11 protein-coding genes are annotated in these 13,146 nt (G+C 45.5%); 10 read left to right on the top strand and 1 reads right to left on the bottom strand.

From position 1 onward, the window contains the following. From FLA_RS19045 to FLA_RS19025, 5 genes are all read left to right on the top strand, one after another. Complete coding sequence (locus tag FLA_RS19045) at positions 1 to 1,008, top strand: PorP/SprF family type IX secretion system membrane protein (RefSeq protein WP_076379027.1); 1,008 nt, start codon at positions 1 to 3, stop codon at positions 1,006 to 1,008. Positions 1,009 to 1,072: 64 nt separating this feature from the next. Continuing rightward, entirely contained in the window at positions 1,073 to 1,774 is a 702-nt protein-coding gene (gene pepE / locus FLA_RS19040; protein WP_076379025.1) for a dipeptidase PepE, read from the top strand. 63 nt (positions 1,775 to 1,837) lie between these two features. Next, positions 1,838 to 3,028, top strand: coding sequence for an enoyl-ACP reductase FabV (gene fabV / locus FLA_RS19035; RefSeq protein WP_076379023.1), 1,191 nt, complete (start codon positions 1,838 to 1,840; stop codon positions 3,026 to 3,028). A gap of 230 nt (positions 3,029 to 3,258) precedes the next feature. Then, a complete protein-coding gene (locus FLA_RS19030) occupies positions 3,259 to 4,896 on the top strand; it encodes a sensor histidine kinase (RefSeq protein ID WP_159445098.1) in 1,638 nt (545 codons plus the stop codon). Between the two features lie 8 nt (positions 4,897 to 4,904). Next, entirely contained in the window at positions 4,905 to 5,312 is a 408-nt protein-coding gene (locus FLA_RS19025; protein ID WP_076379019.1) for a response regulator, read from the top strand. Here FLA_RS19025 and FLA_RS19020 read toward each other — a convergent pair. After that, positions 5,309 to 5,581 carry a histidine kinase dimerization/phospho-acceptor domain-containing protein gene (locus FLA_RS19020; RefSeq protein WP_076379017.1) on the bottom strand — a complete coding sequence of 91 codons (273 nt, stop codon included), beginning with the start codon at positions 5,579 to 5,581 and terminating at the stop codon, positions 5,309 to 5,311. The genes FLA_RS19025 and FLA_RS19020 overlap by 4 nt on opposite strands. 170 nt (positions 5,582 to 5,751) lie before the next feature. Between FLA_RS19020 and FLA_RS19015 the strand changes: the two genes are divergently transcribed. Genes FLA_RS19015 through FLA_RS18995 form a run of 5 tightly spaced genes read left to right on the top strand, consistent with a single transcriptional unit; the run spans position 5,752 to position 13,137 of the window. After that, positions 5,752 to 6,129 carry a response regulator transcription factor gene (locus tag FLA_RS19015; protein WP_076379015.1) on the top strand — a complete coding sequence of 126 codons (378 nt, stop codon included), beginning with the start codon at positions 5,752 to 5,754 and terminating at the stop codon, positions 6,127 to 6,129. 6 nt (positions 6,130 to 6,135) lie between these two features. Beyond that, positions 6,136 to 7,248 (top strand): HEAT repeat domain-containing protein, encoded by a 1,113-nt coding sequence (locus FLA_RS19010; protein WP_076379013.1) that lies wholly within the window; start codon positions 6,136 to 6,138, stop codon positions 7,246 to 7,248. Next, positions 7,248 to 8,696 (top strand): glycosyltransferase family 2 protein, encoded by a 1,449-nt coding sequence (locus tag FLA_RS19005; protein WP_084206207.1) that lies wholly within the window; start codon positions 7,248 to 7,250, stop codon positions 8,694 to 8,696. Before FLA_RS19010 ends, FLA_RS19005 begins: the two co-directional genes overlap by 1 nt. A gap of 20 nt (positions 8,697 to 8,716) precedes the next feature. Continuing rightward, entirely contained in the window at positions 8,717 to 10,882 is a 2,166-nt protein-coding gene (locus tag FLA_RS19000; protein ID WP_084206206.1) for a YaiO family outer membrane beta-barrel protein, read from the top strand. 8 nt (positions 10,883 to 10,890) lie between these two features. After that, entirely contained in the window at positions 10,891 to 13,137 is a 2,247-nt protein-coding gene (locus FLA_RS18995; protein WP_076379009.1) for a DUF4838 domain-containing protein, read from the top strand. The last annotated feature ends 9 nt before the right edge of the window (positions 13,138 to 13,146 follow it).

Below are 13,146 nucleotides of genomic sequence, written 5' to 3'. Positions count from 1 at the left end.
ATGAAAAGAGCAGTGTGGTTAGGTATAGGTATGTTGCTGGCGGTTACCGGAAAGGTAGCCGCGCAGCAGGATGTACAGTTTAGTCAGTACATATTTAACGGGTTGAGTGTAAACCCTGCCTATGCCGGCTACCAGGAAAATTTGCATTTGCATGCGGCTTACCGCCAGCAGTGGGCAGGTTTTCCGGGAGCGCCTAAAACAGGACTTGTATCGCTGGATGGTTTAACCAATGCCCGTGAAGACAGGGTGGGGATAGGCGGGCAAATAACCTGGGATAAACTGGGGCCACAGGAATCTACTTCGTTGTACGGTTCATATGCCTATCGTATTCCTATGAACGAGGAGGGCGATCGCAGGCTTTCGCTGGGTATTGGTTTTGGCTTTACACAATACTCTTTAAATGGCAGTGAGTATGAATATCGGGATGCCAATGATCCTTTTGTGCCGTTGGGTAAAGTATCCACTTTTGTTCCTGATGCGCGGTTTGGGGTGTTTTATACAACGCCTTTATCTTTTATAGGGGTGAGTGTGCTGGATTTGTTTTCGGTGGCGCGTGACCGCAAACTGTATTACGGCAATGGGGTAACCTATACTACGCTGAATAAAACAAGGCACTTATATGTGAGTGCCGGCACCGTGCTGGAACTGTCGGAAAATGTGAAGCTGAAACCTTCCTTTATGTTGAAAGAAGACTTTAATGGACCCGCCAATTTAGATATCAACACCTTTGTTTTACTGGCCGACAGGTTGTGGCTGGGCGGATCGTACCGTACAGGTATAAAGGCATTGGGTAAAAGCAACCTGCAAACAAACCTGAGCAGCAATGATGCTGTGAGCGTGATGCTGGAAGTGTTTGCCAATGATAATGTACGGATAGGGTATTCGTACGATTTTATGACCAATGGCTTATCCGGCTACCAGAAAGGATCGCATGAATTGTCTATCGGTATCCTGTTTACCAAAGAGAATCCCGAATTGTCGAAGGTGCGATGCTATAAATACTTTTAGGGAGAATTTACTACCTTTCGCGCCATACATGTAACAGCGGCCTTATGCCGTATAAAGCAAGGATATGAAAAATGTAGTACTTGCCAGCACTTCCACCTTATATGGTGGAACTTACCTGGATTACCTGCTGCCGGTGGTAACTGAATTGTTTGCAGGAGCAGACGAAATTATATTTATTCCTTATGCGCGTCCTGGCGGTATCTCGCACGACGATTATACTGCCAATGCGGCTGCCTTTTTTGCCAATGCCGGCATTTATGTTCGGGGGCTGCACACGTTTGATAACCCCGCCGAAGCCATAGCGCAAGGTAAAGGCTTTTTTACCGGTGGGGGCAATACCTTTTTGCTGGTGAAGCAACTACACGAGCTGCAGTTGATGCATGTGCTGGAACAGGCGGTAAAAAAAGGTGCCCCTTATTTAGGCACCAGTGCGGGCAGTAATATTGGTGGGGTGAATATGCAAACTACTAACGATATGCCTATTGTGTACCCGCCTTCTTTTGCAACTATGGGGCTGGTACCGTTTAATCTGAATCCGCATTACCTGGACCCGATTCCAGGGCTGCCACATATGGGCGAAACGCGGGAAACCCGCATCAAAGAGTTTCATACTCAAAACGATATACCTGTGGTAGGCCTGCGGGAAGGAGGCTGGATAAGGGTGAAGGGGGAGCATATTACCCTGGAAGGCACGCCGGATGCCCGCATTTTTTTGCCGGGTAAAGCGGCTTATGAGACGAAAACAGGTGCCGATTTGGTTTTTTAGCTATTTTGCGGCCCCGTTGTAATGTATATGAACAGAAGTTAGAGCGGTAAAAAGACATTCAATATGATTATTGTACCTAAAGTACGCGGATTTATCTGCTTAACATCCCACCCCGTTGGATGTGCGCAAAATGTAGTAAACCAGATTAACTACGTAAAATCAAAAGGAGCTATCAACGGTCCTAAAAAAGTATTGGTAATAGGTGCTTCTACCGGTTTTGGTTTGGCATCGCGCATTACCAGCGCCTTTGGAGCCAATGCTTCTACTATAGGTGTTTATTTTGAAAAACCGGCAGCAGAAGGCAAGCCTGGCAGTCCGGGTTGGTATAACACCGCTGCTTTTGAAGCGGAAGCGCAAAGTGCGGGATTATATGCCAAAAGCATTAACGGTGATGCGTTTTCTAAAGAGATCAAGCAAAAGACCATAGAGCTGATCAAGGCCGATCTGGGCCAGATAGACCTGGTTATTTACAGCCTGGCTTCTCCACGCAGAACACATCCTGTTACCGGTGTTGTACATAACAGTGTATTAAAACCTATTGGCGAAACTTTCCGTAACAAAACGGTAGATTTTCATACCGGTGTTGTTTCTGAAGTGTCAATTGAACCTTGCACAGAAGAAGATATTGCCAATACCATTGCCGTAATGGGTGGGGAAGATTGGGAAATGTGGATGGATGAGTTAAAAGCGGCTGGTGTGCTGGCTAATGGTGCTACTACCGTTGCTTACTCTTATATCGGGCCAAAATTAACCGAGCCGGTATACCGTAAGGGCACCATCGGTATGGCTAAAGATCACCTGGAAAAGACTGCATTTGTTATTGATGAAAAGCTGAAAGACCTTAACGGTCATGCTTACGTATCGGTAAACAAGGCATTGGTTACCCAGGCAAGCTCTGCTATTCCTGTTATTCCTTTGTATATTTCTTTGCTGTATAAAGTAATGAAGGCAAAAGGTCTGCATGAAGGTTGTATTGAGCAGATGCAGCGTTTATTTGCAACCCGTTTATTCAACGGCAGCAAAGTGCCTGTAGATGAGAAAGGCCGTATTCGTGTAGACGACTGGGAAATGCGCGAAGATGTGCAGGCAGAAGTGGCTGCACTGTGGGCAGAAGCTACTACCGAAAGCCTGCCAAACATTGGCGACCTGGCTGGTTATAGAAATGACTTCTTTAACCTGTTTGGTTTTGAATTTCCTGGCATCAACTACGAAGCGGATGTAAATGAAATGGTAGCAGTTCCTGGTTTAGTATAACGCTATACCCGGTAATACATAACAGGCGGTTATCTGAAAAGATGGCCGCCTTTTTTATTGTTTTTATCGTTAAAACTGCAGCGAAAAGCTATTCCTGTTCATATATAGATTTTAAAGTTTTTTAAAGGTGATTTTAAACAGGGCTTAATTGCCTGGCCTGTTATGCCAGAGAGGTTATGTGTATCTTTAAAGGCAATCCATTTATCCGTTCAACTGCTAAATATCTAGGTATGGGAATGAATGGCCAAAACTCCTTACAAAAGGCCAGCTTGTTTAAGCTGATAGTGCCCGGAAATGATGCTGATGATACCATTAAACTTAATAAGCTGGAAGAATGCTCTATGGAGGCTGATAATAACGATTTGCAAAGATTGCAGGACTATAAGGAAGAACTGGAAGCTAGTAAGCGGTTGCTGGCTGAAACCTGCGCCATAGCAAAAGTAGGCGGGTGGCATTATCAGTTACTGAACCGTAAGTTAACCTGGACACCTGCCGCTTACGAAATTTACGAAAAAGATACCTCTTATATTCCTCATCCCGATACCGTTGCTGAACTGTTTCGGCCTGATTATAGTAAACAGGCGATCGCTAAAATTAAAGAAGCTGTTGCAGCAGGGCTTTCTTGGGAACATGATGGGTTATTGCTGTTTGAGGGGGGAAGAAGTAAATGGGTGAAGGTAAAAGGAGAGCCTATACGGGATGAGCATGATCAGTTGGTAGCCTATAAGGGCTTTGTGATGGATATTAATGATACTATGCTGGAAAGGATAGAAAACGATAAATACCGCGAAGCGCTGGAGGTACGTGATCATTTGCTGAATGAAGTGGGGGCTATGGCCAGGGTAGGTGGCTGGAAAGTGAATTTGCAGCAAAGAGTGATGTACTGGACCAGGGAAGTATATCGCATTCACGAACTACCCGAGGGTACGCCACTTTCGCTGGAAGAAGCTTTTTCGTATTATACCCCTAAATCGCAACTGCTGCTGCGGGATGCTGTTAAACGGGCCACGGATTACCTGATACCTTACGATATGGAGTTAGAGTTGACAACTGTTACCGGTAAGAAGATATGGGTACGCTCCATTGGTAAGGCCATACTGGATGAGAACGGAAAGGCTAAAGCTTTAATAGGTACTTTACAGAATATACAGGATCATAAGGTGCGGGAAGCGCAGTTACAGCAACAGCATAATATTATTAAAGAACAGAAAGAACGGCTGGAAAACTTTGCGCATATTGTATCGCATAACCTGCGTTCGCATGCCGCTTCCATCACTGTTTCGCTGGAAGTATTGCCACTGGCCACGGAGGAAGAAAAGCAGGAAATTATACAGAATATAGAACGCATCAGCACCAATTTACACGAAACGTTGTACCACCTGAACGAGGTGATTAAAATAAAAAATGATTCCCGGGATGCTATACAAACGTTGTATTTCAAAGATGTGTTTGAGCAGGTGATGCATGTGCTGGATTTGCAGATGAAAAAGAACAAAGCCCGCATTACAGCTGACTTTTCGGGCTGTGACCAGGTGCAGCATATTCCCGCTTATATGGAAAGTATTTTACTGAACCTGGTGTCGAATGCTATTAAATACCGTAGTCCCGACCGGTTGCCGGAAATAAAAATCTGCACTACTCGCCATAATGGTAAAGTGCGGCTGACAATTACGGATAATGGTTTGGGAATTGATTTACACAAGAACGGGCACAAGATCTTTGGCATGTATAAAACCTTTCATGAACATCCCGATGCAAAAGGGATAGGCCTGTTTATTACCAAAAACCAGATTGAAACACTAGGGGGGACTATAGAGGTAGAAAGCCAGGTGGACGAAGGAACCACATTTGTCATTACAATGTTATAATATAAATTATGAATACCGCCACACTAACCTTTTTAGTAGACGATGATGCTGCCTATTTATATGGAATAAGGAAGCTGATTGAATATCACCATTTGTGCGATAAGGTGGTGCCATTTGAAAACGGACAACAGGCAATGGACTATATCAGAACGCATATGGATGATGCTTCGATGTTACCGGACTATATATTGCTGGATCTGGAAATGCCTGTAATGGACGGGTGGCAGTTTATGGAAGAGTTTATGCTTATTGAGCCGTTGATGGCGAGGAAAGTAACTGTGTATATTGTAAGCTCGTCTATTGATGAAAGGGATAAGCAGAAAGCGAAATCGATAAGTGCCATCACTGATTATTTAGTAAAACCCATGAACACGCAAAGTTTGAGAGAAGTGTTTCAATTTGTAGAGGAAGGCTAAAGTGCTATATCATGCATAGGCGAATGTTCCAGCTGTGTGTTGATTTGCTGGCAGCATTCAATAATGATAGCCAGCTTTTCTTTGTGATCGTTAATGTCATCTGAAGAATTATTGATAATAAATTCTGCTATCAGTTGAATACTTGTGACAGGTGTTCTTAAATCGTGCTTTAGTTGTGTAATTTCTTTTTCCCTGCTGTGCAATAGTTGCTGCAAAGCAATGAAGTTTTTTTTGGAGGTATAGTCGCTTTTGTTGGATAAGGCACACATGGCATGGTATTAATGGGGTACAAAATGTGTTTTAGTAAATTTAACTACTAATATAATACCATACAATACCCCTAATATGGGGGAGGAGATAAGGTGAAAAGTGGGGGTGTTAGTGAAGTGTTAAATGAAGGTACTTTGTGTTAGAAAACTTACCATTAATTTATTTCCCTATGGCAACAATTCTAACGATTGACGACGATGCAACCATGCAACATGTTATAGCCATGGTGCTGAAACGGGAGGGGTACGATGTGTATGCTGCTTCCAATGCCAAAGAGGCTTTTGAATGCCTTGACAAAGTTAAATGCGATATGGTGCTGGTAGATATGATGCTTCCAAATACCAGTGGCCTGGAAATTATCAGCCAGATTAAACAACAATGGCCCTTTGATACGCCCGCCATTATAGTGGTGTCGGCCCTGGGGCATGAAAAGAATGTTCAGGACAGCTTTGACCTGGGCGCTGATGATTTCCTGCGCAAACCTTTCTCCACCAGCGAGCTGGTATGCCGTGTAGCACGTCTGTTGCAACGCGTAGCTCATAAATAGTATTTTATGTTTACAATAGCGGGTTATCCCACTTTTATAAAAGTGGCTTTGATAATTATTGCCATAGCTTTTGCAGGCGTGCTATGTTGCTTTATTACTATAGTGGTTTTGCGCCTGCGCACGCGTATTACTGACAGGCGCACTAAATGGCATTTGCATTTAATTGACCACCTGCTTACCCAGGAGATTGTAATGAACGAGCAGCTGCACAAAGGCTTTGCACCGGATGAAATTGAACTGGCACTGGAACCTTTTAATGTGTTGCCTTTGCATAAACAATGGTGCCGTAACCTGCTGGTACAGCGTATTATTTATTATCGACGGGGGCTATCAGGCAATACTACCAGGCTGTTGCGAAAATTGTATATGAGCCTGCATCTGTATCGTAAGCCTGAGTATCAGATTACATCATTCACTCCGAAGGAGATAGTGCAGGGGCTAAGTGAATTATGCAGCATGGATGTTGCTATAGATAAGGATTACCTGATGTCTTTAGCCCGGCATCATAACCGCAATGTAATGGAAATGGCCCGGTGTGCCAGTGTGCGTTTGTTGCGGAAACCTTTCTGCTTTTTTAAAGAAGTGAAGCAGCCCATTTTACCCTGGGAGAGACTGGAGTTGCTGCGTTTGTTATCCCTGCGAACAGATATTACCATTCCCTCTTTTGCTCATTGGATAAGCCGACGCTATCATCCCAGTGTGGTATCGTTTTGCATCAGGGCAGCTGCCTGTTATCAACAGTTTGAAGCTATACCCCTATTGGTGGCTTTGCTGGATTCGGAAGATTTGCAGCTTAGGGCAGATGCGGTGAATGCATTGGGAAAACTAATGGCAGAGAATGCAGAAGAGCACCTGGTGAACATGTATGCCCAACAACCGGAAGCTATAAAATTGGAAATATTAAAAGCACTGGGCAGAATAGGTAGCGGACATTGCCTGTACTTTCTGGAACGGGAGTTTTTGCAGTCGGAAGATTTTGATGTGCGTAAAAACTCGGCACGTTCTATCGTTAACCACAAAGCGTTTGCTATGAACCTGGTGAAACGCCTTACCATCAATACCCTGGGTCTGCCGCATCAGATAATGCTGCATAGTCTTAACCCATTAAACCGTAACTAATGCTACACAAAATACTGGATTATATTACGCTCTTCTACGAAAGCGTAATCTTCTTCTATTGCATGGTTATATTCAGTTGTTATTCCATGCTGGCGATATTGTCGTTTGTTTCTATACGCCGCCACCTGTGGCGCAACAGTTTACGAAACAGCGCTACACTGGTTGAGTCGCCCTTAATGCCGGGTATTTCAGTGATTGCACCGGCTTATAATGAAGAAGCTACGATAGCCTGTAATGCCCGTTCACTGCTGTCATTGAATTATTCCCGGTTTGAAGTGATTATTGTAAATGATGGAAGCACTGATAATACTTTGCAATTGTTGATTGATCAGTTTAGTCTGGTAGAAGTATCGTTTGCCTATCATGCGCAATTGCCTTCGATGCCGGTAAAAGGCTTTTACAAGTCGGTGAATGCTGCCTATGCACGCCTGCTGGTGCTGGATAAAGAGAATGGTAAATGCAAGGCCGATGCGGTGAACGCGGGCATTAATGTTGCCTCCTACACCCATTTTCTGAACACAGATGTGGATTGCATTTTACATGATGATACTTTGTTAAAGCTGGCTCAGCCCTTTGTAGATGAAGATAAACGGGTCATTGCCACAGGGGCTACTTTACGCATGGCCAACTCGTGCCGGGTAAACCAGGGGCAAATGGTGGAAATGCGTGCGCCAACAGAAGTGTTGCCCCGGTTCCAGGAAATTGAATACACCCGTTCCTACCTGTTAGGTAAGATGGGGTGGTCGTTAATGAATGCAGTGAATAATGTGTCGGGAGGGCTGGGGTTGTTTGATAAGGAAATTGCGATTAAGGCAGGTGGGTACGACAGCCACTCTTTTGCGGAGGATATGGATATTGTGGTGCGCATGTCGAAATATATGCATGAGCATAAGCTGCCTTTTGCCATCAGGTACATCCCGGAAACCCTTTGTTGGACAGAAGGCCCTGCTACATTGAAGGTATTTGGCAGGCAGCGTACCCGTTGGGGCAGGGGTATTTTGCAGATATTTACCACGCACAGAGGGGTACTGTTTAACCCGCGTTTTGGCAAGATGGGGTTGTTTACTTTTCCTTATGTTTTCTTTTTTGAAATGCTGGCGCCGGTCATTGAGTTCAGTGGCATTGTATACTTCCTGTACCATGTGTTTTTTAGTACGGTGAACTGGGAGTTTGCTGCGATATTGCTGGTGTTTGTGTATATCTTCTCTGTGTTCATCACCAATGTTGCCCTGCTGTGGGATCAGCTTACTTTCCGGCATTACCGGGGCTGGCGAAGTATTATAGGGCTTTGCATTACAGCGTTTGCCGAGCCTTTTATATATCATCCGCTTTCCTTGTTCTTTACTTTAAAAGGATACTTATCTCATATTACCGGTCGCAAGCACACCTGGGGCAATATGCAACGGCGTGGGTTTCAGCAACAGGCGCCTGTAACATTCAGCCATTAAAACATTACGGAGGATTTTGTATGAACAGCTATATGAAACTATTCCGGCTAATGATAAGCCGGATGCTGGTAATGCTATGTGTGATGGCTGCTACTTCGCTGGCAGCACAGAACGTACAAACCACCCTTTCGTCGGATGAGTTGCTGAAACTGGCATTGCAGGAAACCCGGCAACAGCATTATAGTAAGGCCATAGATTATTGCCGTGAGGGAATGCGCAAAGCCCCCGCTGATAATGATATACATACCTTACTCGGGCGGCTGTATTTTATTACGCATAAGGTAGATGATGCGCGGCAGGAATGGACAGGCGTACTGCGCAGGCAGCCTAAAAATAAAGAGGTACTGCAATACCTGGTAAATATGGAAGCCAGTGCCGGTAATTACGAACAGGCATTACAGTATGCTAACACGGCGCTGGGGTATTATGCAGGTGATACAGTGCTGCTGCTGAAAAAGCTAGGCTTGTTGGAGCAGCAGGGACATTACAATGGCGCTGCAACTATGGCAGATGAATTGCTGAGCCGCAAAAGAGACCAGGCTTTTGCCAACGAGTATGCTGCTATTTATATAGCAGCAGTGAATGGTTATTTACGAAATAATAATACCACAGCTGCCGAGCAGTTGCTGAACCGGGCGCTGGGAAAATTGCCCGGCAATGAGATGCTATTGAATGGGCTACAGAACATACAGTTTAAAAAAGCTGCTTTGCTGGAACAAGGTGGGGATTATAAAGCAGCTGCGGACATTACAGAAAACTTATTACAGGCGCATCCCGCTGGAACGGGATACAGGCAGGCATATATAGATCAGGCTTTGGCAGCAGCGCGCACTGCACTGAAGCAGAACAGCTTGTCTGAAGCCAGGTTATATGTGAGCAAGGTGCTCACTGCTTATCCCGGCCAGCACGATGCGCTTTTATATGCTATTACTATAGCTTATTTGAAGGATGGTTACGCTGCTGCCATAGCAGGTTGCGACAGTTTGCTGCATTACTACCCGGCCGATTCGCTGGTGCTGGCTAAGAAGGCCGGCATGCTGGCAGAAGATAAAAGGTATGCTGCTGCTGTGGCGGTAAGCGGGCCTTTACAGCAGCGTTATCCGGCCGATGGCAGGCTGGCTGCTATGTGTGCAGAGCAATGGTTGGCACTGGGCAGGCAATGGCAGGAAAAAGGCGCAACAGATAGCGCTACCATGGCTTTTAAACAAGTATTGATATATGCGCCGGACGATACCATCGCATTCACCAGGCTGGTAAGCAGTTTTGCTATGCAGTACAAGCCTGACTCCGTGCTGGTGTATGCCGGCAGGGGCTTACAGTTGCAACCGGGTAATATTGCACTGTTGCGTGAGAAGGCTGTGGCGCTGGAAGCCAAAGGCAGATACACAGAAGCGGTAGCTGCCATTGAAGCCTGGAAGCTGCAGGAGCCGGGTAATAAAAGACTGGATGACTACTTATTGTATATGAAAAACCGTACGTACCGCAACCAGCTGGGTGTGCTGCACCTTCAATCGTTTTACGATAATGGAACCCGCACAGCGCTGATAAGCTCGTTACAATACCTGCGCCGATTTAACAAGGGTATTGTACTTGGGCGTGTCAATTATGGCGACAGGCAATCGGGCAATGGCGTTCAGCTGGAAGCGGAAATGTACTATAATCACACGAAACAAGACTACTCCTGGTTATGGCTGGGATGGAGCAATAGCCTGGTGTTTCCAAAGTACCGGGCCAGCTACTCGTTCTTTCATAATTTTCCTAAAGGCTGGGAAGGGGAACTGGGGTTTCGTTACCTGCGGGCAGATACTATCAATACGTATACACCCTTATTGTCAGTGGCTAAATATATAGGTAGCTACTGGGTAAATGCAAGGGGATATTTTACAAAAGATACAGACAAGTGGTACCAGGCTTATACGCTTACCAACCGCTGGTATGTAAATGAACAAAGAGACTTTCTGGCTCTTATATTATCTACGGGGGTAAGCCCGGATGACAGAAGCCGCAGCTTTCAGTTGAATAACCTGCTGGGGGTAACCACTAATTCTGTAGCCGTAGGTTACCAGAAATACTTTCGCTACAATACCATACTGTCGTTATATGCCGCATGGTTGCACCAGTCGTTGAGTGGTCGTGCTGATATTAATCAGTATGATATTTATTTATCTTTTTATAAAAACTTTTAACCAGGCGCATGAAGTGGACATACCTGTTAGTGCTATGTTTTTGTGCGCCTGTGGTAGTACCCGTGCATGGGCAGGACGTGCTGCTGGCCGCTAATGGAACTTCGGTCTGGAAAATACTGCTACCCTTATGCTTTAGTGAAGAAGAGCAGCAGGCGGCAGCTATTGTGCAACGATATTTTACAGCAGTAACCGGAGTGCAGTTGCCTGTGTTAGTAGAGGAGCCAGGCATTGCGCCGCAGCAGGTAATTAGTGTGGGGGCTACCCGCTATGCCGCCACCTATGCTGCTGCGTTAACACCGGAAGCTTTTGTTGTTGCGGGTGGAAAGGAGGTGATAGTGCTTGGGGGTAAGGATAAAGGAATAGTATACGCTGCCTATACTTTTGTGGAACAGGTGCTGGGTTGCCGTAAGTGGAATGCGGGGCCTGCTTATACACCTTATACGCCTGTGCTTGCCATGCCGCTGAAAATGCTGATAAAGGAAGCGCCGGCATTTAATTACAGGGAAGCGTATTTTCCGGCTTCTGCAGATGATGAATATCTGAACTGGCACCACTTACACCGCTTTGAAGACAAATGGGGGCTGTGGGGGCATAGCTTTTTTAAGCTGCTGCCACCGGATGTATATTTTAAAAAACATCCGAAGTATTATTCGTTGATAGATGGAGAACGAAAAGCGGTGCAGCTGTGTTTAAGCAATAAAAAAGTATTGAAGATAGTAGTAGCTACTTTGCAGCAAAGGATGGCTGCGCATCCGGAAGCCACTTACTGGTCTATAAGCCCCAACGATGATGGGGGTTATTGTGAGTGTAGCAGATGCAGGCGGGTAGATGAGCGGGAAGGTGGGCCACAGGGGGCTTTACTGCGTTTTGTAAATGCGGTAGCTGCCCGTTTTCCGGATAAAAAGTTTACCATGCTGGCATATGGTTACAGTGTCAGGCCAACACTGGTTACCCGGCCTGCTACGAATGTGTATATACAACTTAGCAATATAGATGCGGGTAGGTCACAGGCGCTGGAGCAGGATAAGGCGGCAGCGGCTTTCAGAAAGAATTTAAAGGGCTGGCGGGATAAAACGGATCGTATTTTATTGTGGGATTATTGCACGCAGTTTACAGCCTATGTAGCCCCTTTTCCTTCCACGGCTACATTTGAAGCGAATGCCCGCTGGTGTAAGCAGCAAGGCATAACCGGCATATTTGAACAGGGGAGTGGTGACACCTATAGTGATATGGCTGATTATAAAGCTTATATGCTGGCTGCTGTGTTATGGAATCCTTTTGTTAATACAGATTCGTTAACGCAGGTGTTTATGAATGGTTATTATGGCAAGGCGGCCCCGTATATGCTGCAATACCTGCAACTGTTGCAGCAACAGGTAGCGCAACAGCATGTGCCATTGGATATTTATGGCAATCCTGTAAATGCGCATAGTGGCTATTTATCGGCAATGGCTTTAGATGCTTATAGTAGTTGTATGGATAAAGCGGTGGCGGTTACGGAAGGTAATACATTGTACCAACAACGTGTTACCCAGGTGCGGCTGGCCCATGAATACACGGTATTGCAGCAGGCGCGTTTTTATGGTTTAGAGCCTAACGGCGTTTTTGTACAGGATGCGCATGGCGGATGGAGTATGAAAAAAGGTATGATGCAACGGGTACAAGCGTTTGTAAACAATTGTAAGATGGCGGGCGTGAAGGAACTAAGTGAAGGTGGTTTGAGTCCGGATGCTTATTACAGTGAATGGAAACAGATAGAAGCCAATGGGGTAACGTCTACTATAGCGTTGCATGCTCCTGTAAAGGTGCAATATGCTTTTATGCCCGAATATCCTGCCAAGGGTAGCGTAACGTTAACGGATGGCACGCCTGGTTATAGTGATTACAGCTACAACTGGCTGTGTTTTTATAACACACCCATGGTGGCTACAGTAGATTTAGGCGCTTTAAAAGCAGTGCACGTAGTGACCGTACACTTTTTACAGGATGCCCGTCATTGGTTTTTTGCGCCAGGGAGTGTAATGTGTGGCTTTTCGGAAGATGGCCTGCACACAACGCAACAGATGGAAAAAGTATTGACCGCACCACAGGAAGATTATACAGTACAACCTTATGCAATAACATTCAGGTATGCACAGCCGGTAGTAACCCGCTACATTACTATTACTGCCGCGCAATTGCCCGGGCTGCCGTTGTGGAGAAAGAGTAAATACAAACATCCTGCTATTGCCTGCGATGAAATATGGGTGCAGTAAACATTGCTG

The organism is Filimonas lacunae, from assembly GCF_002355595.1.
Taxonomy (GTDB): domain Bacteria; phylum Bacteroidota; class Bacteroidia; order Chitinophagales; family Chitinophagaceae; genus Filimonas; species Filimonas lacunae.
This window is presented reverse-complemented; position numbering and strand designations above follow the sequence as displayed.